The organism is Nioella sp., assembly GCF_965215655.1.
GTDB lineage: Bacteria > Pseudomonadota > Alphaproteobacteria > Rhodobacterales > Rhodobacteraceae > Nioella.
The window spans coordinates 2903437-2926363 of the sequence record NZ_OZ244111.1 but is presented as its reverse complement, the minus strand read 5'-3'; the positions used below and the strand labels follow the sequence as shown (position 1 = coordinate 2926363).

General features: G+C 61.8%; 23 protein-coding genes and 1 tRNA gene. 20 read left to right on the top strand and 4 right to left on the bottom strand.

The features are described from left to right. Positions 1–61 precede the first annotated feature (61 nt). From ACOOEX_RS14530 to ACOOEX_RS14520, 3 genes are read left to right on the top strand one after another with little or no spacing between them, the layout of a single operon-like run. Positions 62–463, top strand: a complete 402-nt coding sequence (locus ACOOEX_RS14530) for a low molecular weight phosphatase family protein (RefSeq protein WP_420395494.1) — start codon at positions 62–64, stop codon at positions 461–463. Beyond that, complete coding sequence (locus ACOOEX_RS14525) at positions 460–858, top strand: ketosteroid isomerase-related protein (protein WP_420395493.1); 399 nt, start codon at positions 460–462, stop codon at positions 856–858. The genes ACOOEX_RS14530 and ACOOEX_RS14525 overlap by 4 nt, the downstream gene beginning before the upstream one ends. Beyond that, complete coding sequence (locus tag ACOOEX_RS14520) at positions 855–1439, top strand: GNAT family N-acetyltransferase (RefSeq protein WP_420395492.1); 585 nt, start codon at positions 855–857, stop codon at positions 1437–1439. Before ACOOEX_RS14525 ends, ACOOEX_RS14520 begins: the two co-directional genes overlap by 4 nt. Here the strand turns inward: ACOOEX_RS14520 and ACOOEX_RS14515 are convergent. Further along, positions 1436–2134, bottom strand: a complete 699-nt coding sequence (locus ACOOEX_RS14515; protein WP_420395491.1) for a winged helix-turn-helix transcriptional regulator — start codon at positions 2132–2134, stop codon at positions 1436–1438. The genes ACOOEX_RS14520 and ACOOEX_RS14515 overlap by 4 nt on opposite strands. A gap of 150 nt (positions 2135–2284) precedes the next feature. Here ACOOEX_RS14515 and ACOOEX_RS14510 point away from each other — a divergent pair, with 150 nt between their 5' ends. The 5 genes from ACOOEX_RS14510 (at position 2285) to ACOOEX_RS14490 (ending at position 5418) form a co-directional block, all read left to right on the top strand. Beyond that, positions 2285–2557, top strand: coding sequence for a DUF4242 domain-containing protein (locus tag ACOOEX_RS14510; protein ID WP_420395490.1), 273 nt, complete (start codon positions 2285–2287; stop codon positions 2555–2557). 64 nt (positions 2558–2621) lie between these two features. Next, entirely contained in the window at positions 2622–3491 is an 870-nt protein-coding gene (locus ACOOEX_RS14505; protein WP_420395489.1) for a carbon-nitrogen hydrolase family protein, read from the top strand. A gap of 85 nt (positions 3492–3576) precedes the next feature. Then, positions 3577–3795 (top strand): translation initiation factor IF-1, encoded by a 219-nt coding sequence (gene infA / locus ACOOEX_RS14500; RefSeq protein ID WP_008186030.1) that lies wholly within the window; start codon positions 3577–3579, stop codon positions 3793–3795. 7 nt (positions 3796–3802) lie between these two features. Continuing rightward, the gene (locus ACOOEX_RS14495) at positions 3803–4378 is read left to right on the top strand and encodes a Maf family protein (protein WP_420395488.1); all 576 of its coding nucleotides are present in this window, start codon (positions 3803–3805) and stop codon (positions 4376–4378) included. After that, positions 4375–5418: a ribonuclease E/G gene (locus ACOOEX_RS14490; RefSeq protein WP_420395487.1), complete on the top strand. Its 1044-nt coding sequence runs from the start codon at positions 4375–4377 to the stop codon at positions 5416–5418. Before ACOOEX_RS14495 ends, ACOOEX_RS14490 begins: the two co-directional genes overlap by 4 nt. Here the strand turns inward: ACOOEX_RS14490 and ACOOEX_RS14485 are convergent, their stop codons facing one another. Next, positions 5419–6627, bottom strand: coding sequence for a cytochrome P450 (locus ACOOEX_RS14485; protein ID WP_420395486.1), 1209 nt, complete (start codon positions 6625–6627; stop codon positions 5419–5421). A 119-nt stretch (positions 6628–6746) separates the two neighbouring features. Here ACOOEX_RS14485 and ACOOEX_RS14480 point away from each other — a divergent pair, with 119 nt between their 5' ends. From ACOOEX_RS14480 to ACOOEX_RS14465, 4 genes are all read left to right on the top strand, one after another. Further along, positions 6747–6929: a DNA gyrase inhibitor YacG gene (locus ACOOEX_RS14480; protein ID WP_420398378.1), complete on the top strand. Its 183-nt coding sequence runs from the start codon at positions 6747–6749 to the stop codon at positions 6927–6929. A gap of 240 nt (positions 6930–7169) precedes the next feature. Continuing rightward, entirely contained in the window at positions 7170–8171 is a 1002-nt protein-coding gene (locus ACOOEX_RS14475) for an ABC transporter substrate-binding protein (protein ID WP_071690634.1), read from the top strand. Between the two features lie 81 nt (positions 8172–8252). Beyond that, positions 8253–9059, top strand: a complete 807-nt coding sequence (locus ACOOEX_RS14470) for a taurine ABC transporter ATP-binding protein (protein WP_071690635.1) — start codon at positions 8253–8255, stop codon at positions 9057–9059. 1 nt (position 9060) lies between these two features. Beyond that, the gene (locus ACOOEX_RS14465) at positions 9061–10329 is read left to right on the top strand and encodes an ABC transporter permease (RefSeq protein ID WP_420395485.1); all 1269 of its coding nucleotides are present in this window, start codon (positions 9061–9063) and stop codon (positions 10327–10329) included. Positions 10330–10817: 488 nt separating this feature from the next. Here ACOOEX_RS14465 and ACOOEX_RS14460 read toward each other — a convergent pair whose 3' ends face one another. Further along, complete coding sequence (locus ACOOEX_RS14460; protein WP_420395484.1) at positions 10818–12218, bottom strand: aspartate aminotransferase family protein; 1401 nt, start codon at positions 12216–12218, stop codon at positions 10818–10820. Positions 12219–12379: 161 nt separating this feature from the next. Between ACOOEX_RS14460 and ACOOEX_RS14455 the strand changes: the two genes are divergently transcribed. The 5 genes from ACOOEX_RS14455 (at position 12380) to ACOOEX_RS14435 (ending at position 17570) form a co-directional block, all read left to right on the top strand. Beyond that, complete coding sequence (locus ACOOEX_RS14455) at positions 12380–13861, top strand: PLP-dependent aminotransferase family protein (protein WP_420395483.1); 1482 nt, start codon at positions 12380–12382, stop codon at positions 13859–13861. 87 nt (positions 13862–13948) lie between these two features. After that, on the top strand, positions 13949–15724 hold the full coding sequence (gene xsc / locus ACOOEX_RS14450) for a sulfoacetaldehyde acetyltransferase (RefSeq protein WP_420395482.1): 1776 nt from the start codon (positions 13949–13951) through the stop codon (positions 15722–15724). Positions 15725–15932: 208 nt separating this feature from the next. After that, a tRNA-Phe gene (locus tag ACOOEX_RS14445) sits at positions 15933–16007 on the top strand. A gap of 393 nt (positions 16008–16400) precedes the next feature. Then, on the top strand, positions 16401–17384 hold the full coding sequence (locus ACOOEX_RS14440; RefSeq protein WP_420395481.1) for an IS3 family transposase: 984 nt from the start codon (positions 16401–16403) through the stop codon (positions 17382–17384). A 15-nt stretch (positions 17385–17399) separates the two neighbouring features. Continuing rightward, positions 17400–17570 carry an integrase core domain-containing protein gene (locus tag ACOOEX_RS14435; protein ID WP_420395480.1) on the top strand — a complete coding sequence of 57 codons (171 nt, stop codon included), beginning with the start codon at positions 17400–17402 and terminating at the stop codon, positions 17568–17570. Between the two features lie 102 nt (positions 17571–17672). Here the strand turns inward: ACOOEX_RS14435 and ACOOEX_RS14430 are convergent, their stop codons facing one another. Beyond that, the gene (locus ACOOEX_RS14430; protein ID WP_420395479.1) at positions 17673–18701 is read right to left on the bottom strand and encodes a LacI family DNA-binding transcriptional regulator; all 1029 of its coding nucleotides are present in this window, start codon (positions 18699–18701) and stop codon (positions 17673–17675) included. Between the two features lie 210 nt (positions 18702–18911). On the opposite strand from ACOOEX_RS14430, the gene ACOOEX_RS14425 reads away from it, so the two are divergent. The 3 genes from ACOOEX_RS14425 (at position 18912) to ACOOEX_RS14415 (ending at position 22897) form a co-directional block, all read left to right on the top strand. Further along, positions 18912–19853, top strand: a complete 942-nt coding sequence (locus tag ACOOEX_RS14425) for a dihydrodipicolinate synthase family protein (protein WP_420395478.1) — start codon at positions 18912–18914, stop codon at positions 19851–19853. A 55-nt stretch (positions 19854–19908) separates the two neighbouring features. Then, positions 19909–20910 (top strand): TAXI family TRAP transporter solute-binding subunit, encoded by a 1002-nt coding sequence (locus ACOOEX_RS14420; protein ID WP_420395477.1) that lies wholly within the window; start codon positions 19909–19911, stop codon positions 20908–20910. 88 nt (positions 20911–20998) lie between these two features. Further along, positions 20999–22897 carry a TRAP transporter permease gene (locus ACOOEX_RS14415; protein ID WP_420395476.1) on the top strand — a complete coding sequence of 633 codons (1899 nt, stop codon included), beginning with the start codon at positions 20999–21001 and terminating at the stop codon, positions 22895–22897. Positions 22898–22927: the final 30 nt, after the last annotated feature.

The window sequence follows — 22927 nt, the reverse complement described above, 5'->3', positions numbered from 1 at the left end:
GGCGCAGGACTTCCCCCATTCCGTCCTGTTCTGTTGCGACCACAACGCAATCCGATCCCCAATGGCCGAAGGCCTCATGAAACGGTTCTACGGACACCGCGCTTATGTGCAGTCGGCGGGCGTGCATAACGACCTCGAAATCGATGGATTCGCCATCGCCGTCTGCGCCGAACTGGGGGTGGAGCTGGAAAGCCACCGGTCCCGCAGTTTCGATGAAATGGAGCAATGGGGCGATGACCTGTCGGGGTTCGACCTGATCATCGCGCTTTCCCCTGCCAGCCTGCGCCGGGCGCAGGAACTGACCCGGCATTTCCATGTCAACGTGGAACACTGGCAGATCCTCGATCCCTCGGGGATCGGCAATAACCGCGAGTCCAAGCTCGATGCCTATCGCCAGACACGGGACATGCTGATCAAGCGGATGCAGGACCGGTTCGGTCTACCAACGGAGGAACAGGAATGAGCCGCGCCACCATCGACGCCTATTACGCCGCCTTCAACGCGGGCGACACCGAGGGCATGATCGCCTGCCTGACCCCTGACGTGGCCCATCACGTGAACGAGGGTGGCATTCGCGTGGGCACTGACAAGTTCCGCGATTTCTGCGCGCATATGAGCCGCTGCTATCGCGAACGGCTGACCGACATCGTGGTGATGATCTCTCAGGACGGCACCCGCGCGGCGGCGGAGTTTACCGTGAACGGCGAATACCTTGCGACGGACGAGGGCCTGCCGGAGGCCAAGGGGCAAACCTACGTTCTGCCCGCCGGGACGTTCTTTTCGCTTGAGGGCGGCAAGATCTCGCGCGTCGTGACCTATTACAACCTCGCGGACTGGACGGCCCAGGTCTCGGCATGAGCCTGGCGTTCCGCAGCTTCATCGGTGCGGATGTGGGCGCGGTTCTGGATGACCTCGCCCGCCTGCGCATCGCCGTCTTCCGCGACTGGCCCTATCTCTATGACGGCGACCTCGCCTATGAGCGGCGCTATCTGGAGCTGTATACCAACCCCCGCGCCATCGTGGTGGGGGCCTTTGACGGGGGGCACATGGTCGGCGCGGCGACCGGTATGCCGCTGACCGATCATGACGACGATTTCGGCAGCGCGCTTGCGGGGATCGCAGTGCCGCTCGAGACGATCTTCTACTGCGCCGAATCCGTCCTTTTGCCGGGCTATCGCGGGCAGGGCGCGGGCCACGCCTTTTTCGATGCGCGCGAGGATCACGGCCGCAGCCTTGGCCTCACCCACTCCGCCTTTTGCGGCGTCCAGCGTCCCACGGATCACCCGGCGCGCCCTGCCGATTACCGCCCACTCGATGCCTTCTGGCACAAACGCGGCTATACTCCCGTGCCGGGGGCCATCGCCCATTTCGCGTGGAAAGACCTCGGGGACGAGACCGAAGCCGAAAAGCCCCTGCAATTCTGGATGAAACCGCTCTAGGACGCGCGCTTTTCAATCGGGGCGAACGGGCTCAGCCCCAGCCAATCCTGCATCCCCGCCATCACATCCGCATCACCGACCAGCAGCAACCTGTCCTGATCCACCGCGCGGGCCACCGTGTCGATCCCCATCCAGATCGCGGTCATCGTTTTCAGGTCGCAGCGCACGTAAAGATCCACGTCGAAGCCCGGATCCTCCGAACACAGATCGGCCCCCTTGTCCGGGTCTGTCAGCATCCACCAATGCCCCGAGGCCTTGGGCAGGTCTTCGTAAATGAACTGCACCACCACCCGGCGCGGCGGCATCAGGTCCACCCGCAGGTTGCGCCGCATGTCCCACATCAGCAGGCCGGGGTCCGCCTTGTCTAGCGAGGGTGCGGTTTCCACCCATTTCTGGCCCCACGCACCGATGGCCATGATCACCTCGCGCAACTCTCGCCCCGCCTCGGTCAGCACGTATTCAAAGGTCTCGGGCGTCTTGCGCACCAGCCGCCTCTCCACGACGCCCTGATCCTCCAACTCCTTCAGCCGCTTCGACAGCAGCGCGGGCGACATGCGCGGCACGCCCCGGCGCAGGTCATTGAACCGCGTCGATCCGGCGCAAAGCTCTCGCAGCAGAACGATGGTCCAGCGGCTGCCGAGGATCTCGGAGGCCATGGCGACGGGGCAGAACTGGTTATAGCTGTGCTGGGTCATGAAGCGTCCTCCTGTGCTGGGTCCAGCCTAGCCGCGCAAACCCGCATCGGGCCAGTTCAGAAACTGTACCGGGTCGATTCACCTTCTGAACTGGCTGCGTTGCCCGCGCCGCTGGCAGTCTGCCCCCACCTACAGCGAAAGGATGGACCCATGAAGAAATACGTGATCGAACGCGACGTACCCGGCATTGGCGGCATGAGCGGTGAAGAGCTGCGCGGCGCCGCCGGCACCTCGAACGAAGCGCTGGCCAAGCTTGCGGGCAAGATCCAGTGGCAGCATTCCTATGTCGCGGGCGACAAGACCTTCTGCGTTTACCTCGCAGAGGATGAGGATGCGATCCGCGAGCATTCGGAACTCAGCGGCTTTCCCGCCAATTCCATCACCGAAATCACCGCGGTGATCGACCCGACCACGGCCAACTGACCCTTTCTGAATATTGCGGCTCCGGCTATAGCAGGTGGGATACCCCGAAGCCGGAGCCGTCGCCATGAAAATCGCCGCCGTTTCCTATCGTTGCGAACGTCACCCCGGCTGGGTCTCGCATGAGATCAAGCTGGAGCGCATCCTGAAGGAAGCCGCCGCCGATCTGGTCGTTTTCCCCGAATACGCGGCGATGGAGGCGGCGCTGATCGCCGGGCCGCCAAGTGCCACCGTCACCGAATGGCGCGATCTGGCGGCGGAGCGGGCGGGCGACTGGGTCAACCAGTTTAGGCACATGGCACAGATGCATGGTTGCCACATCGTGGCGGGGTCCGGCCCTGTGCGGACCGACAAGGGCGTCGTGAACCGCAGCTGGCTGATTGCCCCCGATGGCAGCGTCGATCATCAGGACAAACGCCTGCTGCTGCCCTATGAACGCGAGGAGATGGGCCTGATCCCCGGCGACGATCTGCGCGTCTTTGACACTGCGCTTGGCAAGATCGGCCTTCTCATCTGCTATGACAGCGAATTCCCCCTTCAGGCCCGCGCGCTGTGCGAGGCCGGGGCAGAATTCATCGTCGTCCCCTCCTGCACCGACTTCCCCGCCGGGCAGACCCGTGTGCGCCAGTCCTGCCGGGCGCGGGCCATCGAAAACCAGTGCCTCATCGTGCAGGCCCCGCTGGTGGGCGAGGTGCCCGGTTGCGAGATCATCGACCGGTCCACCGGCCGCGCGGGGTTCTTCTGCCCCCCCGATCACGGCCTGCCATCGGACGGGATTCTGGCCCAGGGCGAGACCGATGAGCCCGGTCCCGTGACTATCGAGGTCGACCCCGCCGCCATTGCCGCCCCGCGCCTTACCGGCCAGGTCGGCAATTTCTCTCACTGGCCAGAGGGGCTCGAAACGGTCACACCCCGGCAAGTTCCGCCCCGAAAGTGAGATTCGCCTTGAAAAACCCGGCGATCAGGCGCATTTAACCGCCACTTCCGCGCATTTGACGCGGATAACCACTATAGGAGAGACCATGGCCAAGGAAGAACTGCTCGAATTCCCCGGTGTCGTGAAGGAACTCCTGCCGAACGCGACATTCCTGGTCGAGCTGGAAAACGGCCATACGATCATCGCGCACACGGCAGGCAAGATGCGGAAAAACCGCATCCGCGTTCTGGCTGGCGACAAGGTGCAAGTTGAAATGACCCCCTACGATCTGACCAAGGGTCGGATCAACTACCGCTTCAAGTAATCGCTTCATGCGACTTGTTCTCGGATCGGGAAGCCCCCGGCGGCTGGAGCTGTTGGGGGTCTTGGGCGTTCAGCCCGATGCGATTCTGCCCCCCGATATCGACGAAGACCCGCGTCCCGGCGAACTGCCGCGCCCTTACGTGGAACGCGTCGCGCGGGAAAAGGCGCTGGCGGTCACGGCTGACCCAGATGACATCGTGCTCTGTGCCGATACCACCGTTGCCATGGGCCGCAGGATCATGGGCAAGCCTGCGGATGCGGGGGAAGCCGCCGCGTTTCTGACCGCCCTCTCGGGTCGCCGTCACCGGGTCTATACCTCGGTCGCTGTGCGTCGCGGGGAAAAGCTCTGGGAACGGACCGTCGAAAGCCGGGTCCAGATGAAGCGGCTCTCGGATGATGAACTCAACGCCTATCTCGCCAGTGATGACTGGCGCGGCAAGGCGGGTGGCTATTCCATCCAAGGCCCTGCCGGGGCCTTCATCCCGTGGATCAGCGGCAGTTTTCACGCCATCATGGGCCTGCCCCTGCCGGAAACGGCGCATTTGCTGACGGCCGCTGGCTGGCCGGTCTGGAGACGCTCATGAAAGGCCGTATTGTCCTGCTCGACACGCTGAACGACCGCCCCGCCGCCGCTTTGATGGTGGACGGACGGTTGCAAGACCTGCTGATTGACCCGCCCGAGGACGGCCCGCCGGGCATCGGCGCGATCCTACGCGGGGTCTGCGACCGCCCCCTGAAAGGGCAGGGCGGCATGATGCTGCGCCTTCCCGACGGACAGACCGCGTTTCTGCGGCAGGGCAAAGGGTTATCCCCCGGTCAACCGCTTCTGGTGCAGGTCACCGGCATGGGCGCGGATGGCAAAGCGACGCCCGTCACCACGCGGCTTCTGTTCAAATCGCGCTACGCCATCGTCACGCCCGACGCGCCGGGGCTGAACATCGCCCGCTCGATCAGGGATGAAGCCGAACGCGACCGGCTGCTGGAGATTGCGCATGAGGCCATGGCGGGCGCGTCTGAGCGTTTCGGGTTGATCCTGCGCAGCGCCGCCGATGAGGTGGACGAGGACGCGCTGGCCGAGGACATCACCGCGATGCGCGAGCTGGCCGAAGCTGTCACCGCCGATCTGAACGGTGAGCCGGAATTGCTGGTCGATGCCCCCGACGCCCACATGACCGCCTGGCGCGACTGGGCCACCCCGGAACCGGACGAAGTTATCTCCCGCGACGGGGCCTTCGCCGATCTGGGCGTGCTGGAAGAAATCGACGCGGCGCTGACCCCGGAAGTGCCACTCACCTCCGGTGCCTCGATGAAGATCGAACCCACCTCCGCCCTCGTCGCGGTTGACGTCAACACCGGCCCTGACAGCTCCCTCGCGGCGGGGCTCAAAGCCAACCTCGCCGCCGCAAAAGACCTGCCGCGCCAATTGCGCCTGCGCGGGCTTGGCGGTCAGATCACGCTCGATGTAGCGCCCATGCCCAAGAAGGACCGCCGCCAGTTCGAAGATGCCCTGCGCCGCGCCTTCCGGGCCGATGGCACCGATACGGTGCTGGCAGGCTGGACGCCCCTTGGCATGTACGAGTTGCAACGCAAGCGTGACCGCTGGCCGCTGACGGCCCTGATCTGATCAGGCCACGCTGACCGGCAGGCTGTTATAGCCCCGGAACCGGGCCAGCCCCATGATCTCGGCCGGGCCATCCGCCCGCAGGCGCGGGAACCGCTCCACGAATTTGCCGATGGCAATCCGCCCCTCGATCCGCGCCAGCGTCGCGCCAAGGCAGACATGGATACCCGTGGCAAAGGCCAGATGCCGGTTGGGATTGCGGGTGATATCGACCGCCTCGGGGTCGTCGAACATCGCCGGATCGCGGTTCGCCCCGGCGATCGAGGTGTGGATATAGGTGCCCTTGGGCAGCACGCAATCCGTCAGCGCGATATCTTCCCCCGCCAGCCGGTTGCCGATCTGAAGCGGGCTTTGCACCCTCAGAAACTCCTCTACCGCCGTTGAAATATGCTCCGGCTCCCGCTGCAACAGTCGCAGCTGGTCGGGATTGTCCAGCAGGATGCCGATGGAATTGCCGACAAGGCTCGTCGTCGTCTCATGACCCGCATTCAGCAGGAAGATACAGTTCTGCACCAGTTCTTCCTCGGTCAGCCGCCGTCCGTCGACCTCGCCGAAGATCAGGCTGTCCAGCACCTCGCCTTGCCCCGCGCCCTCGGGGTTTGCCCGACGATGTGCAATCAGATCGGCCAGAATCGCCCCGAACTCCGCCACCGCGTCATTGCCCGCCTGCAGCCGCTCCGATGAAATCACCGGGTCGAGCGCGCCCAGAATGGCCAGCGAAAAGCCCCGCAGCTTGCGGCGATACTCTTCTGGAATCCCCAACATGAAGGAAATAATCTCGGTCGGCAGCACCATGGCAAAGGCCGGGATCAGATCGAAGGACCCCAAATCCTCCAGATCGTCCAGCATCCGATCCACGATCCCGTTAATCAGCGGCTCCATCTCGGCCAGCTTGCGCGGCGTGAAGGCCCCCGCCAGCAGCTTGCGCACCACCGTATGATAGGGCGGGTCGTTGAAGATCAGGCTTGTCGTGTGATGGGTCAGAAGCGGGCCGGGGCCGAACTTCTTGCCAAACTCTTCCGTCTTGTCCGACAGCATCGCGCGCGACTGATAGACCTTCAGGCAATCGGCATGCCGCGTCAGGTAGACCGAGCCATCCGGGTTGCGATGGACCGGGCTCTGCTCGCGCAAGGCGCGCAGGGTGGGGAAGGGATTGTCGATAAAATCCCGCCCGATACCGTTGAGGTCGAAGTCGCGGATGGATGCAGCCATTTGAAATTCCCCTCTCCCGTGCTTTCACGCTAGGGCAGGTGGCAACAGGCGGCAAGCATGGCTGGCATCCCGGCGCGCTTGATGCCAATATGATGTCCCGTCACAACGGAGCGCGCCTCATGTCCTGCCCGATCTGCAACAAAGACACGGATCAGAAATACCGCCCCTTCTGTTCGCGCCGCTGCGCCGATGTGGATCTTGGCCGCTGGCTGAATGGCAGCTACGCGGTGCCCTCGCAGGACCTCGAAGACCTGGAAGCGGCGGCCGAGGCATTGGCCACAGACAGTGACCGGCTGCACTGACTCGCGCCTTGTTTCGTTCCTGGCAGGCCTGAAATTCGGGCGATGTGCCAAGAAAATGTACGGCTCTTCGGAAATCTGAAATCCGGGATAATCCAGAGCTTAATCTACCAGTCCAGACTGAGAACTTCATCAGTCCAGCCAGAACGATTTCCTTGACGTAAGCGCTTTCACCCTCGCAAGCTGCAACATGCAAAAAGCATGGGCGCGGGCAAGACCGCGCTGAGAACAGGGAGACTACGAATGAAGAAATTTGCACTTGCTGGAACGGCTCTTGGTCTGGTGATGAGTGCCCAGGCGTCCGTCGCCCAGGGACTGGACGAGATCACCGTTGCCTATTTCCTCGAATGGCCGATGCCGTTCGAATACGCCAAGCAGATGGGCATCTACGAAGAAGAGATGGGCGTGACCATCAACTGGCGCGCCTTCGACACCGGCACCGCCATGTCCGCCGCCATGGCTTCGGGCGACGTGCATATTTCGGTCAGCCAGGGCGTGCCGCCCTTCGTGGTCGCGGCCTCTGCCGGGCAGGACATCCAGGTTGTCGACGTGGCGGTCAGCTACTCCGACAATGACAACTGCGTGGTTCACGAGTCGCTTGAAATCGACGCCTCCAACGTCGCGGATCTGGAAGGCCAGCGGGTCGGTGTGCCGATCGGCACCGCCGCCCATTACGGCTTCCTCCGCCAGATGGAGCATTTCGGCATCGACGTCAGCACGTTGGAAGTGGTCGACATGGCACCCGCCGATTCCGCCGCTGCACTGGCGCAGGGCTCGCTTGGCATGGCCTGTGGCTGGGGCGGTGCGCTGCGCCGCATGATGGAACATGGCAACACCCTGCTGACTGGCGCGGAAAAGCAGGAACTGGGCATCTACGTCTTCGACGTGACCTCGGTCCCCGCCTCCTTCGCGGAAGAAGAGCCGGAACTGCTGGCCGCCTTCCTGTCCGTGACCGCCGACATGAACGCCATGTGGAACTCGGGCGAGCACACCGACGAGATGCTGCCGGTGATCGCGCGCGACGCGGGTATGGATGAAGACGCGACCGCCGCGACGCTGGCCGGTTTCGAATTCCCCTCGGTTGAAGAGCAACTGTCCGAAGCCTGGCTCGGTGGTGGCACCCAGACCTTCCTTCTGGAAGTGGCCAACTTCTTCGTCGAGACCGGCAATATCGACGCCGCCCGCGAGTCCTACGAAAGCGCGGTCAATACCGGCCCGTTGCAGATGGTGCATGACGGGATGTAATCCCGACATCACGGACGGCGCGGCAGTGCTTCGCGCCGTCCTTTCTGCAGATTTTCTTATATACTTGGAAGGTAGGGCAGTATGACCGGGCTTGTGCTCGACAGCATCTCCATGCGTTTCGATCTGCCGGATGGCGGGGTCGTGCAGGCGCTTCAGGATGTATCGCTGACCATCAAGGAAGGGGAGATCCTGTCTGTCCTCGGCCCCTCGGGCTGTGGCAAGACCACCCTTCTCAACATCATTGCGGGGTTTCTCGCGCCCACCGAGGGCAAGATCGAGCTCAATGGCCATTACGTGACCGGCCCCGATGCCGAACGCGGCATGGTGTTCCAGAAAGGCGCGCTTTTCGAATGGATGAGCGTGCGCCAGAACGTCGATTTCGGCCCTCGCATGAAGGGCATGCCCAAGGCCGAACGTGACCAGATCACCGATCACCTGCTGGAAACCGTGGGCCTTCAGGATTTCAAGGAAAAGGCCGTCTATGAACTGTCGGGCGGCATGCAGCAGCGCGTGGCGCTGGCCCGCTGCCTGGCCAATGACCCCGATGTGATCCTGATGGACGAGCCGCTGGGCGCGCTCGATGCGCTGACGCGCGAGAAGATGCAAGGGCTGGTGCTCAAGCTCTGGAAGGAAACCGGCAAGACCATCATCCTGATCACCCACTCCGTGGAAGAGGCGCTGCTTCTGGGCGAAAGGCTGATCGTGATGGCCCCCCGTCCCGGCCGCCTGCATCGCGAATACAACCTGCCCTTCGCCGATATGGGCGTGAACGCGGATCTGCGAGAGGTCAAGAAACACCCCGAATTCAGCGAGCGGCGTGAGGAAATCCTGTCGATGATCTGGGACATGGAAGAAGAGATCATGGGCCGGACAGAGGGGGCCGCATAACATGTTGATCGCAGCCATCTATGCCGCCATTTTCATCGTCGCCTTCGTTGCGGTGAAGGCGTTCAATTCGATGCGCGAATCGCGCCACGATTTCACCTCGCTCAAGACCGTGACCTTCGGTGATGAAAGCGCCGTGCGCCCGACGCGGGCGGCCTCGGTCATCTCGGTCATTTCGATCTTCCTGATCTGGGGGGCGTTCACCGGCTCGGTGATCTCGCCCATTCACGTGCCGGGCCCATTCCTTGGCGACACCAGCTTTACCTACACCGCCGAAAACGCCGCCGGCGAACGCGATGACGCCACGGTGACCGTGCTTGTCCGTCCCGTAGGCGAAGAAGTGGACCTGCCCGAAATCGACCCCGGCGACGGCTTTGCGCTGAACGATGTGGACGCCATCAGCGGCGGGCGGTCCAGCCTGATCCGGACCGGCAATAACGATATCGGCGCCGATGAAGACGGGTTCCGCGTGGTCGCCATCAATGGCCAACCGCTGGAGCCGGAGGTGGGCGAGGTCGATACCGGCGACGGGGTCGTGACGCTCAGCCGCCGGGGCACCGTGCGCTTCACACCGAATGCGGGCATGCAGATGGAACCGATCTGGCTGCCCCCGCCAGAGGCCGTCTGGAGCCGGGTCATCGAAATCTCGCGGGAAGGCTATCGCGATTTCACCCTCGCCGAGCATCTGGGCTACTCGCTGTTCCGGGTGCTGGCAGGCTTCGCCCTGGGCGCCGCCGTGGGCATCCCGCTGGGCTATGCCATGGGCCTGTCCAACTGGTTCCGCGGCTGGTTCGACCCGATCGTCGAATTCATGCGCCCGGTGCCGCCGCTGGCCCTGATCCCGCTGGTGATCATCTGGTTCGGTATCGATGAAAGCGGAAAGATCTTCCTGCTGTTCCTCGCTGCGCTCTGGATCATGACCATTGCCGCAAGGGCGGGCGTATCGGGCGTGTCGATTTCCAAGATTCACGCGGCCTATTCGCTGGGGGCGTCGAAAAGCCAGATCATGCGCCATGTGATCATCCCCAACAGCCTGCCGGAAATCTTCACCGGCGCGCGGGTGGCGATGGGCGTCTGCTGGGGCACGGTGGTTGCCGCCGAACTGGTTGCCGCCGAACAGGGCGCCGGGCAGATGATCGTGGCCGCGTCGAAGTTCCAGCTCACTGATATCGTGATAATGGGGATCATCCTGATCGGGATCATCGGCTATGGCATCGACATGCTGATGCGCTGGGCCGAGCGGGTTCTGGTCCCCTGGAAGGGCAAGGTCTGAGTGCCAGGTGATGATTGTTGCGAAAAGGCCCCCGGTGTTCCGGGGGCCTTTTTGGTTTCGCCGCCTACGGCGTCGACCGGGGGCGGCCCGGTTTGCCCCGCTAGCGCGGGGGCTTCACCGGGCCGCCAGCGCGCGCACCATGTCTCTGCGTCAACCAATTGCAAAGGAATTCACCCGCAAGGAATTGGTAGGAAAGCTTACAGGGGCAAGGCGATTTCGCCGCGCCTTTGGCGCGTCGACCGGGGTGGCCCGGCTTACCCCCCGCTATGGCGGGGGCCGCGCCGGGCCACTTGGGGCTCTGCCCCAAACCCCGAGGTATTTGAACCAAACTGAAAGAAACGGGGCATTCTTGGCGGTTTTGTCTGCACGGGGGGTGTACGGGGGGTGTACAGGGGGTGCACGCATGGCACCGCGGTGTTCAGGCCGCAGAAAAGCCCCGGAGCACTGTGGCACGCCGGGGCCTTTGGGACCGCTGTCGGGCGATCAGATCAGCCGAAAACCTTGCTCAGCGCCTTGTCCACCGCATCGGTGATCGCGTCGATATCCTCTGCCGTGGCGATCAGCGCGGGGCTGAAGCAGAGCACGTTGTTACGGCCCGGAATCGAGCGGTTGGAGGAGCCGATGATCACGCCCTGTGCGGCGCAATCCGCGACCACGGCCATCACGTCCTTTTCCTCGACCGGTTCCTTGGTCTCACGGTCTTTTACCAGCTCCGCGCCCAGGAAAAGCCCCTTGCCGCGCACATCGCCGATGATCTGGTGCTTGTCCATCAGCGCCCTGAGGTTGCCGATCATCCGGGCGCCCATCTGGGTGCAGTTTTCCAGCAGGCCCTCTTCCTCGATGATCGCCATATTCTCCAGCGCCGCCGCCGGGCCGCCGGTGCAGCCCCCGAAGGTGGAGATGTCGCGGAAGTGGTTCAGCTTGTCCGACGGGTCGGTCTTGAACAGATCGAACACCTCTTCCGTCGTCACCATGCAGGCGATGGCCGCATAGCCCGAGGCGACGCCCTTTGCCATGGTCACGAAGTCGGGCTTGATGCCGTAATGCTGGTAGCCGAACCACTGGGTGCCAGTGCGGCCCACGCCGCAGACGACCTCGTCGATATGGAGCAAGACGTTGTATTCCTTGCAAATCTCCTGAACGCGGTCCCAGTAGCCTTCGGGCGCTTCGATGACGCCGCCACCGGCAGTGACGGGTTCGAGGCAGAGCGCGCCGACGGTCTCGGGGCCTTCGCGCAGGATCACCTCCTCGATCAGGTTGGCCGCCGCAATGCCGAACTCCCGGCCCGAGAGATGGCCAAGGCCCAGTTCTTCCTTGCGGTATTCCATGCAATGGGGCACGCGCACGAAATCCGGCGCGAAGGGGCCGTATTGCATGTTGCGTTCATCCTGGCCGCCTGCCGACATCGCCGCCAGCGTGGAGCCGTGATAGTCGCGGTCGCGGTAGAGGATCTTGGTTTTCTTGCCCCCATATTTCTTGTGCGCGATCTGGCGGACCATCTTGAAGGCCTTCTCGTTCGCCTCAGACCCTGAGTTGGTGTAGTAGACGCGGGACATGCCCGGCATCTTCTCGATCAGCTTCTCGGCGAAAAGCGCACCGGGGATCGAGCCCGCAGCCTGTGCGAAATAGCACATCTTCATGAGCTGTTCATGGACGGCATCGGCAATGCGCTTGCGGCCATAGCCCACGTTCACGGTCCAGACAGCGCCGGAGACGGCGTCGATATATTCCTTGCCATGGGCATCCCAGACCCGCATGCCCTTGCCCTCGACGATGATCCGGGGCTCGCCGGTTTCAAAGGGTTTGTGCTGGATCAGATGGTGCCAGACATTGGCGCGATCCGCCTCGATCACATGGCTGATATCATTGGGGTTGAAGGGGGTGTTCATATCTCTCTCCACCGGAAAACGGTCTCTGGGATCACAGTGCCGGGTTGCAGGGAAACCAGATAGGGCCAGAGCCTATCCATGCATAGCGCCAGTGGATTGACAAGCACCCTGTGCCCCGCGCATGTGGTGTGACCAGAGTTAACCAGAGGTTAAGTCCAGCCGTGCCCATTCCGGTGGAGTCCTTCTTTCTCGATACCCAGGCCGAGGGAACCCTTCAACAGAAGGTGCAAAGGCTGGTGGCAGAGGGCATTCTGTCCGGGCGTTTCAGGCCGGGGGAGAAGCTGCCATCCAGCCGAAAACTGGCCATTCATCTGGGGATCAGCCGGATCACGGTGACCAATGCCTATACCGAACTGGTGGCCGATGATTACCTGATTTCGCGGGGACGATCCGGCTATTTCGTGTCCGATACCGCGCCGACCCCGCCTGAATTCGATCTCAGCAACCGCAAGGAAAAACCGGGGATCGACTGGTCGCGGGCCATTGGGCAGCGGTTTGACAGCCCGGCCCTGCCGCTGCGCCCGCTGAACTGGCATGAATACCCCTATCCGTTCATCTACGGGCAGGCGGACCCGACGCTCTTTTCGCATCAGACCTGGCGGCAATGCGGGTTGCAGGCGCTTGGGCAGAAGGATTTCAAGATCCTGACCGCCGACCGTTACGAGGAAGACGACGAACGCCTGCTGGAACATATCCAGCGCCATATCCTGCCGCGCCGGGGGATCGCCGCCCGCAAGGAAGAGATCCTGATCACCATGGGCGCGCAGAACGCCCTTTGGATGACGGCGCAGATCCTGCTGACGCAGCGGCGCAAGGCGGTGCTGGAAAACCCGACCTATCCCGGCCTGCGCGAAATCCTGACCCAGACCAGATGCCATCTGGTGCCCATTGACGTGGATGACGAGGGCCTGCCGCCCGAGGCGCTGCCGCCCGATACGGATGTGGTCTTTACCACCGTGTCGCATCATTGCCCGACCAATATGACCATGCCGGTGGACCGCCGCAGGCGGCTTCTGGATCTTGCGACCGAGCGTGGGTTCGTGGTGGTCGAGGACGACTATGAATTCGAGCTCTCCTTCAAGAACGCACCATCGCCCGCGCTGAAGTCGATGGATGACACCGGGGCGGTGATCTATATCGGCTCGTTCTCCAAGTCGCTCTTTCCCGGGCTGAGGTTGGGATATGTGGTGGCGGATGAGGAGTTCATCCGGGAGGCCCGCGCCCTGCGCGCCCTGGTGCTGCGTCACCCGCCCGGCCACATCCAGCGCACCGTCGCCTATTTCCTGTCGCTTGGCCATTACGACGCGCAGATCAACCGGATGCGCAAGGCCTACGAGATTCGGCGCACGGTCATGGCCGCCGCGATCGAACGCCATGGATTGTCCATTTCAGGGGCGGTTGCCACCGGCGGCTCCAGCTTCTGGATGGCAGCGCCGCCGCGTGTGGATACCGAGATTCTGGCCCGCAGGCTTTATGATCGCGGCGTGGTCATCGAACCGGGGCGCAGCTTTTTCAGCCCTGCGGATGATGCGCGGCGGTTCTACCGGCTGGCCTACAGCTCCATCCCCTCTGAAAAGATCCCAGAAGGCATTCGCCGGATCGCCGAAGAGATCGCCGCCTTTGGCCATAGCGAGCCGCGCTAACTGGCCCTAACCGCAGGGCAGGGCAGGGCGCTACAACCGACGTCAAAGCACAGACAGTGCCCATCCTTTTCCGTGGAGATGCCGCCAATGAAAATGACCACCGAAGAAGCCTTTGTAAAAGTGCTGCAAATGCATGGGATCGAAGATGCCTTTGGCATTATCGGCTCCGCCTTCATGCCGATTTCCGACCTGTTCCCGCAGGCGGGCATTTCCTTCTGGGACTGCGCCCACGAAGGCTCGGGCGGGATGATGGCCGATGGCTATACCCGCGCGTCGGGCAAAATGAGCATGATGATCGCCCAGAACGGCCCTGGCATCACCAATTTCGTGACCGCCGTGAAAACCGCCTACTGGAACCACACGCCCCTGTTGCTGGTGACGCCGCAGGCCGCCAACAAGACCCTGGGGCAGGGGGGATTTCAGGAGGTCGAGCAGATGGCCGCCTTCAAGGATATGGTTGCCTATCAGGAAGAAGTGCGCGACCCGTCACGCGTGGCCGAAGTGCTGAACCGGGTGATCATCAACGCCAAGCGCGCCTCCGCCCCTGCGCAGATCAACATGCCCCGCGATTACTGGACGCAGGTGATCGACATCGACCTGCCCGCGATCGTGGAATTCGAACGCCCCGGCGGTGGTGAGGAAGCGGTGGCCGAGGCTGCCAAGATGCTGTCCGAGGCCAAGTCGCCCGTCATCCTGAATGGCGCAGGCGTGGTTCTGGGCGGCGCGATCCCCGCCTCCATGGCACTGGCCGAACGTCTCGATGCGCCGGTTTGCGTGGGCTACCAGCATAACGACGCCTTCCCCGGCTCTCACCCGCTTTTCGCCGGTCCGCTTGGCTATAACGGATCGAAAGCCGGGATGGAGCTGATCAGCCAGGCGGACGTGGTCCTGTGTCTGGGCACCCGCCTCAACCCGTTTTCGACCCTGCCGGGCTATGGCATCGACTACTGGCCGCAAAATGCCAAGATCATCCAGGTCGATATCAATCCCGACCGCATCGGCCTGACCAAGAAAGTGAGCGTCGGTATCGTGGGGGACGCGAAGAAAGTCGCGACGTCGATCCTCGCGCAGCTGTCCGACACGGCAGGCGACGAGGGCCGGGCCGAGCGCAAGGCGCGTATTGCGCAGACCAAATCGGCCTGGGCGCAGCAGCTCTCCTCCATGGATCATGAAGATGACGATCCCGGCACCACCTGGAACGAACGCGCCCGCGCCGACAAACCCGACTGGATGAGCCCCCGCATGGCCTGGCGCGCCATTCAGCGCGCCCTGCCGAAAGAGGCGATCATCTCCTCCGACATCGGCAACAACTGCGCCATCGGCAATGCCTACCCCTCCTTCGAAGAGGGTCGCAAATACCTCGCCCCCGGTCTCTTCGGCCCATGCGGCTATGGCCTGCCCGCCGTGGTGGGCGCCAAGATCGCCTGCCCGGACACGCCGGTTGTCGGGTTCTCCGGCGACGGGGCCTTCGGCATCGCGGTGACGGAACTCACGGCGATCGGCCGCGGCGAATGGCCCGCGATCACGCAAGTGGTGTTCCGCAACTACCAGTGGGGGGCCGAGAAGCGGAATTCGACCCTGTGGTATGACGATAACTTCGTCGGCACCGAGCTCGATGAACAGGTCAGCTACGCCGGCATCGCCAAGGCCTGCGGGCTTCAAGGCGTTGTGGCGCGCACGATGGACGAATTGTCGGAGGCGCTGGAGCAGGCGCTGAAGGATCAGGCCGCTGGCAAGACTACGCTGATCGAGGCGATGATCAACCAGGAACTGGGCGAACCTTTCCGCCGCGACGCGATGAAGAAACCGGTCGCCGTGGCGGGCATCGACGCCGCCGACATGCGCCCACAGAAAACGGCCTGATCTCAGGCCTGTTCTGGCCAATAGACCGCGGCGCAATCCGCGGTCCTTTCCCTTAGAATCTAGGGCACTAGCAGGCCCGTGATCCGGAACCGCCAGCTTGAGTTTCCCGACATCGGGCAAGGCCGCAAAAAATCTCTCAAACCCTATGGACAGCCCCGCCCGAACCACCTAGAACGCCCCCACCCGCAGGAGACTCTCCTGCTCCCGTGCCCGGGTAGCTCAGGGGTAGAGCAGTGGATTGAAAATCCTCGTGTCGGTGGTTCGATTCCGCCCCCGGGCACCATTAAATCTAAAATTATCCAAATAGATCTGTAGCATGATTTAGTATCGGCTTTTTCTATCCACCTTACTGCCCACCTGTGCGCCGGGATGGCGTTCCGGGGCTAGACGAGCTTTTCTGCTTCCCAACCCTTGCCCATGTCGCCCTGTCGAAAGAGCCAGAAGCCACGAGTAGTTACTAAGCCGACGCTCGCTGTTTGTGCGAGCATATCCCGGGTATGCCCCCACCGGCACCGCTTCGACGACGCGCAACGCGGACAGTCTTAGCCGGTTTCTTCCCGGCATTGCGCATCGAGAGCGAGCACGGCTTCGGCCCGCCGTCGGGAGTCTGTGAAGTGGTCCCAGAAAACTGGACAGTCGGCTAAGGTGTATCCCAAACCTTTGAAGGGATGCGAAGATGGCAAAGCGCCGGAACTTTACAGATCAGTTTAAGGCCAAGGTGGCGTTGGAAGCGCTGCGGGGCGACAAGACCGTGCAGGAGATCGCAGCGAAGCATCAACTGCACCCGAACCAGGTCAGCACATGGAAGCGACAAGCTATTGACGGGATGGCGGACGTGTTTTCTGGCGGCAAGCAGAGCGGCCCCACCGAAGCCGAAGTCAAGGAGTTGCACGCCAAGATCGGGAGGTTTGCGGTCGAGAACGATTTTTTGTCGGAAGGGCTCAAAAAAGCTGAGCCCCGAGAAGAAACGCGCGATGATCAGGCTGGATCACCCCGAGCTGAGCATCCACTGCCCGGCAGGGCATTGCGCAGCAATGTCCCGAGAGGGGGCCAACAATGCAAGTTGGTGCAGCTGAGCCGTTCGGCAATTTACTACACGCCGGTCGGGGTCAATGTGGACACGCTGGCGATGATGAAAGAGATCGACCGGGTGTTCACCCGATACCCGTTCTTCGGATCACGCCAGATCGCGGCCTATCTGCGCCGGGAAGGGATCGTTATTGGTCGTCATCGCGTCCGTCGCCTCATGGCGAAGATGGGCTTGGAAGCGATCTACAAGCGTCCTCGAACCAGCAAGCCGCACCCCCAGCATCCGGCCTATCCGTATTTGCTGAGGAAGATGCAGATTGACCGCCCCAATCAGGTCTGGTGCGCAGATATCACCTTTGTGCCGGTCAGGAATGGGTTCCTGTATCTGGTCGCCATAATGGACTGGGCCACGCGCAAGGTCCTGAGTTGGCGGCTGTCGAACACGAGGCACGCCGACTTCTGCGTCGATGCTTTGAACGAAGCCATCGCCAAGCACGGCCTGCCCGAGATCATGAATACGGATCAGGGCAGCCAGTTCACCGGGTCGGCTTGGATCACCACGTTGACCGAGGTGGGCGCGCGCATCTCGATGGACGGTCGGGGAAGATATCTCGACAACATCTTCATCTAACACCTGTGGCGATCCTTGAAGCAGGAGGCCATATACCTCGAGGAAATCTCCGATGGCTTCCAGGCCCGGCGCGTCGTCAGGAACTGGATGGTCTTCTACAACACCAGAAGGCCCCATTCGGCGCTTGATCGGCAGACGCCGGACGACGCATATTGGGCAGGCTTGGAAGAGCGAAACGCAGCATGAAACCTAAACCCGATACACCTTAGAAACGCTGCAAAGCTGCCCGAAAGAAACGCTGCAAAGCTGTCCGAAAAGGTGGGACCACTTCAGAATACCACGCTCGTGTCATGGTCTGCGTATTGTAGACTGCCTTGGTATGACAGTTGGTGTTGCTTTGCGAACGTCAGACTCCTTTCTTGGGACAGTGCCGCATAGAAGGTCAATGGCTTCGAATGCAATCTGATCAAACGGAACGCGGACCGTTGTAAGCGGTGTCGGCAACAAACGGACCAATGGGATGTCATTGTATCCGACCAACGACACATCCTCGGGAACCGACAGCCCAAGGCGAAGCATGGCAGTCATCGCTCCGATCGCGGTGTTGTCATTCATAGCGAACACGGCGGTCGGTCTATCCGGCTGCTCGAGCAGGGTTTTCGCCGCGATTGCACCAGACTCGATGCCGAAGGTTGACTGAACGATCAACGTTGGGTCTGGGGGAATGCCTGCTTCTTCCATGGCCTGCAGATAGCCAGCCTTGCGCAGGCGAGCGCTGGACGCGTAGTCCGGACCCGCGATTAGGCCTATCCGTCTATGACCGAGGTCCAACAAATGGCGGGTTGCAAGATATCCGCCGAGTTGATCGTCGCCTACTGATGAGGGATTGCTCCCATCTGTCCGAAGAGCAAGAACGAACGGCACCCCCCTGTCCTTGAGTTCGTCTGGGAAATCGTCACCTTCCCGCGCCGTTGCTAGAACCAGGCCATCGACTCCTCGCCGCAAGAGAGACTCAGCAGCAATTCTAACCTGGCCTGGATCATCCTCGGTCGTGGCCACCATCGCAAAACGTCCTACCCGCGCACTCGAGCGAGCAAGAGCTTCATATAGCATGGCCATAACGGTATCCGTCAGCCGCGGAACGATCACACCGATCGTCATGCTCTGGCCCCTGCGCAAGCTGGCGGCGGCAACATCGCGAATATATCCCAGATCCTGCGCGACGCGCCGGACCTTGCGGGCGGTTTCGCTATCTGACCACGGCAGTCGCTCGTCGAGCACACGGGACACCGTTGATTTCGAAACACCCGCCACCGAGGCGACATCGTGCAAAGTTACGCGGTGTCCGCGCCTGCTATCGTTCTGATCGCTCGTCAAACTTCGAAACCTCACTGGTTTCCTCCTGTCATAGCCTGCGCCGCATCGCGCGTCACGTCTCTGATTTTTTCACTTGACGAGCGGTTGCATCCAGCCATAGATGGGAACGTTCCCACAAACGTTCTTGCATGGGTGATGGTGCATCGCAAGAAAAAACGACACCTCACATCGGGAACGATTGCAATAACGATCCTGAAACAGGAGAATAGAATGGACATCATGGATCTTCGAGGGCTCAGCCCAGCCCCCGTCACAGCTTTCAACAAAGATGGTTCGCTTGATATCGCGGCGAACGTGCGCATTGCGAAGTGGCTGGCCAGTTTCGACGACGTGAAGTCGCTGGTTATTCTTGGCCATGCCGGTGAAGGCACATTCCTGACCGAAGATGAACGTCTCGAGCTTATTCGCGCGTATACCGACACCGTCGATGTGCCGATCATAGCAGGCATCACCGGCGAAGGCACTAAAGTCGCCGCGATGGAGGCCCGCAAGTGCAAGGATGCAGGCGCGACGGGAGCACTGGTTTACCCGAACCATGGCTGGCTGCGCTTTGGCTTTCAGAAGGGTGCCCCGCAGGACCGCTACAAGGCAATCTGGGAAAACTCGGGCCTTCAGTGCATCTTGTTCCAGTATCCCGATACCACCAAGGCCAGCTACGACCTGGACACCCAGCTGGAATTGGCTGCGCAGGAAGGCGTTGTCGCCACCAAGAACGGCGTGCGCAACATGAAGCGCTGGTATGTGGAAGTTCCTGAGTTGAAAAAAGCGCAACCCGACTTGCAGATCCTGTCCTGCCACGACGAATGGTTGCTGCCCACCATGTTCGATGTCGATGGCCTGCTGGTCGGGTATGGCAACATCGCGCCGGAATTGCTGATCGAATTGATCAACGCAGGAAAAGCTCAGGACTACCCAACTGCCCGAAAAGTCTTCGAACAGCTTCTGCCGGTGACGCGTGCCGTCTACCACCGTAGCTCGCATATGGAGGGCACGGTCGCACTGAAGATCGGTCTGCGCCACCGAGGATTGCTGGAACATGCCACGATCCGGGAGCCGCTAAAAGATCTCGGGGAGGCTGCTGAGCGTGAGATTGAGGCCGCCTTTGAGGCCGCCGGAATAGGCCGGGTCGAGCACTTGCTGGCTGCTGAATGAACCGTTGCCCCCGCGCATGGCGCAGGGGCATAGCTATGCATAGGGAGGATAATCCATGCTCAAGAACCTCAAGATCAACATCCGAATGGCGATGATCGGCTTCGCGACACTCGCGCTGACTGCAACCGTCGCCCCAGCCCAAGACGTGCGCATCGGCGCCATGCGTGAAGGCACGTCCTGGTATGTATTCGCCGCCACGCTGGAACAGCTTATCGAGCCCATTCTGGGGGACAATTCGGTCGAGGTCGTCGCCCGTGGCGGCGGTGTCGCCAACCCGATGGTGGTTCAGGCTGGCCGCGCCGAAATTGCTCTGTCAAACACCGCAACGGCGGTTTGGGCGTTCACGGGCCACCCTGCCTACGAAGGTGCCTCAGCCCCCGACATCCGCGCGCTCGTCGGCGGATTGAACAGCGTCTATGTCGGCGTAATGGCACGGCAGTCCTTCCTCGATGAAATGGGCACTAACGACCTTGGCGAAATCCTTGCGTCGGGAGAACCCGTCCGCATCCTAATGAAACCAGCGGGATCCAGCGCCGTGCCGACCGCCGAGATGATCCTTGAGGCGCTCGGCTCCAGCTTCGAGGCTGTGCGCGAAAATGGTGGCGACATCGTCCAGGTCGGCGCGCCGCAAATTCCGGCGGTCATCCGCGACGGTTCGGCCGATATCTACATCGACACCATGATCCCCGGTCATCCGACGATCACCGAGGTCGCACTGACGAATGATATGGCCTACCTTGATCTTCCTCAGGCAGCGCTTGATGCGCTGGCGGAAAACGGTCTGACTCCTGGCACCTGGGGACCGTGGTTCGAAGGTCAGGACGGCCCAACCTCGGGCGGAAACCTTGGGACGGTGTTGATCGCAAACGCGTCGCTGAATGACGAAACCGCCTATCAGATCACCCGCGCTTTGATCGAAAACGCTGCCGCAATGGGCGAGGCACACGCAGCATGGCGTCGGTTCAATCCCGAAAACGCGTGGCAGCCCGAAAATGTCGGCATTCCGCTGCATCCGGGCGCAGAGCGCTACTACCGCGAGCGCGGCTGGATCGAGTAACCCATCGTGCCCGGCGCCGACTAGCTGGCGCCGGGCGCTCGATCGCCGATAGTCGTTTGTCCACGCCGTAATTCCGAAGGAAATCCGAATGTCCGCCCTCACCATGCGAAAGACTGTCCTGTCGCCTGCCTTCCTCGTGGGTGTCGGCTTTGTCCTGTTTCAAACCTGGATCCTGCTCGAACCGCAACAGCCGCTTTTTGAGCGCCCGATCCATCTCAGCGTGGCATTGGTGCTGTTGTTTCTCTATCGCCCGCTTACCGCATTCTGGATTCCCCGTCCGATCCGGATCAGTTTGGACGGACTGGCCATCCTAGGGTCGATTTCCGTTGGTGCATACTACCTGACCGAGTTTGGTCGCCTTACAACGCGGATGGAGAACGTCTCACCTGTGTTTGACCTCGACGTCTATGCGGGAGTTCTTCTGGTTGGACTGCTCCTAGAAGGCGCTCGTAGGGCGGTTGGTTGGATCCTTGTTGCAGTTCTGGGTGTGTCAATTGCTTATGCTTTTTGGGGTAACGCTCTGCCGGGCTGGATGTCTTTCCGAGGCTTCGGACTTGAGGAAGCCATCGAGATCTCAACTATGACCACGGCCGGGGTGCTTGGTATCACAACCTCCACCTCGGTAAGCTTCATCTTTTATTTCATCCTCTTCGGCGCGTTCTATGCAGCGGTGGGTGGCGGGCAGCTGTTCATCGACCTTGCGATCCGAGGTGCAGGGCGCGCCACCGGGGGCACGGCGAAAGCCGCAGTGATTTCATCAAGCCTGATGGGGTCGATCTCCGGAAGCGCCGTGGCAAACGTGGTCTCGACCGGCGTGCTGACCATTCCTCTCATGAAACGCACAGGACTATCGGCACATCGCGCTGCAGGGATCGAGGCCATTTCCTCCACTGGGGGCCAGTTGATGCCTCCGATCATGGGGGTCGCCGCCTTCGTCATGGCTGAGATGCTGAACGTGCCCTATGTTACCATCGCTCTTGCGGGGCTGATCCCCGCCTTGGCCTTCTACCTTGCGCTCTTGGCCGTGGTCGATCTGTCTGCCCGTCGCAGCGGGATCCGGGCCCTCACCGCCGAAGAGGTTAGCAGCGTAGACCCTATCCTGCCGCGGCTACACCTTCTCCTGCCGCCGCTGATCCTGATCGGTGCACTCCTCTCCGGCTATTCCGCAGCCTATTCCGCCGTTGTCGCTTCTGTATCCTGTCTTGTTGTTCCGTTCCTGTCTCGGCACACTTGGATCGGATGGGAGGAGCTTGTGACCGGTCTTCGCGACGCTCCGAAACAGGCTGCCGAAGTCGCCGTGCCAATTGCCGGGATCGGCTTGGTCATCGCGGTGGCGATTCAATCTAACCTCGCGCTCAAGTTCGCAGGCTCTCTTGTGGACATGGCAGAAGGTTCAATATTCCTCTCCCTTGCAATTGCAATGCTTGGTTGCATCATCATGGGCATGGGCCTTCCAACGGTGGCCGCCTACATCATCGGCGCTGTCCTATTCGTGCCTGCGATTCAGGACTTGGGCGTTGAGCCGCTCGCCGCTCACTTCTTCATCTTCTACTACTGTGTTTTGTCCATGGTAACGCCGCCGGTGGCACTGGCCTCTTTCGCTGCGGCCGGAGTTGGTGATGCTCCTGTCATTAAGACAAGCATGTCAGCCTTCGGCTTCAGCCTGGTCGCCTTCTTCGTTCCTTTCAGTTTCGTATTCGACTCGGCGGTCCTGTGGCAAGGCACTGCTGCCGAGATCGCTCTTGGTGCGGCGGCATTACTGCTTTCGACAGCGCTCTGGGCGATTGCTTTCGGGGGCTGGTGTGGCCGATCGCTTGGCTGGGCGGCTCGAGCGGTGATTGGTGCAGCTGGTCTCGTGTCAGTGATCGCGCCCTCGGGGTCATCATGGTGGTTTGGCGGAATCTTTGTCGGCTGGTCTGCGGTTCTAGTCATCGTGGTTCTGTCACGTCGCGCACCGGGCGTCATTCAGGCCAAACTTGCGGACTGAGCAACTCAATCACCAAGCTGGTTCGCTCGA

Excerpts from the sequence above, each read along its gene's own strand:
- ACOOEX_RS14415 (WP_420395476.1), top strand. The coding sequence starts at position 20,999 with ATGTCCGCCCTCACCATGCGAAAGACTGTCCTGTCGCCTGCCTTCCTC.
- ACOOEX_RS14530 (WP_420395494.1), top strand. The coding sequence starts at position 62 with ATGGCCGAAGGCCTCATGAAACGGTTCTACGGACACCGCGCTTATGTG.
- ACOOEX_RS14495 (WP_420395488.1), top strand. The coding sequence starts at position 3,803 with ATGCGACTTGTTCTCGGATCGGGAAGCCCCCGGCGGCTGGAGCTGTTG.
- ACOOEX_RS14510 (WP_420395490.1), top strand. The coding sequence starts at position 2,285 with ATGAAGAAATACGTGATCGAACGCGACGTACCCGGCATTGGCGGCATG.
- ACOOEX_RS14420 (WP_420395477.1), top strand. The coding sequence starts at position 19,909 with ATGCTCAAGAACCTCAAGATCAACATCCGAATGGCGATGATCGGCTTC.
- ACOOEX_RS14460 (WP_420395484.1), bottom strand. The coding sequence starts at position 12,218 with ATGAACACCCCCTTCAACCCCAATGATATCAGCCATGTGATCGAGGCG.
- xsc (WP_420395482.1), top strand. The coding sequence starts at position 13,949 with ATGAAAATGACCACCGAAGAAGCCTTTGTAAAAGTGCTGCAAATGCAT.
- ACOOEX_RS14425 (WP_420395478.1), top strand. The coding sequence starts at position 18,912 with ATGGACATCATGGATCTTCGAGGGCTCAGCCCAGCCCCCGTCACAGCT.
- ACOOEX_RS14480 (WP_420398378.1), top strand. The coding sequence starts at position 6,747 with ATGTCCTGCCCGATCTGCAACAAAGACACGGATCAGAAATACCGCCCC.
- infA (WP_008186030.1), top strand. The coding sequence starts at position 3,577 with ATGGCCAAGGAAGAACTGCTCGAATTCCCCGGTGTCGTGAAGGAACTC.
- ACOOEX_RS14475 (WP_071690634.1), top strand. The coding sequence starts at position 7,170 with ATGAAGAAATTTGCACTTGCTGGAACGGCTCTTGGTCTGGTGATGAGT.
- ACOOEX_RS14525 (WP_420395493.1), top strand. The coding sequence starts at position 460 with ATGAGCCGCGCCACCATCGACGCCTATTACGCCGCCTTCAACGCGGGC.
- ACOOEX_RS14505 (WP_420395489.1), top strand. The coding sequence starts at position 2,622 with ATGAAAATCGCCGCCGTTTCCTATCGTTGCGAACGTCACCCCGGCTGG.
- ACOOEX_RS14490 (WP_420395487.1), top strand. The coding sequence starts at position 4,375 with ATGAAAGGCCGTATTGTCCTGCTCGACACGCTGAACGACCGCCCCGCC.
- ACOOEX_RS14515 (WP_420395491.1), bottom strand. The coding sequence starts at position 2,134 with ATGACCCAGCACAGCTATAACCAGTTCTGCCCCGTCGCCATGGCCTCC.
- ACOOEX_RS14440 (WP_420395481.1), top strand. The coding sequence starts at position 16,401 with ATGGCAAAGCGCCGGAACTTTACAGATCAGTTTAAGGCCAAGGTGGCG.
- ACOOEX_RS14470 (WP_071690635.1), top strand. The coding sequence starts at position 8,253 with ATGACCGGGCTTGTGCTCGACAGCATCTCCATGCGTTTCGATCTGCCG.
- ACOOEX_RS14465 (WP_420395485.1), top strand. The coding sequence starts at position 9,061 with ATGTTGATCGCAGCCATCTATGCCGCCATTTTCATCGTCGCCTTCGTT.
- ACOOEX_RS14485 (WP_420395486.1), bottom strand. The coding sequence starts at position 6,627 with ATGGCTGCATCCATCCGCGACTTCGACCTCAACGGTATCGGGCGGGAT.
- ACOOEX_RS14520 (WP_420395492.1), top strand. The coding sequence starts at position 855 with ATGAGCCTGGCGTTCCGCAGCTTCATCGGTGCGGATGTGGGCGCGGTT.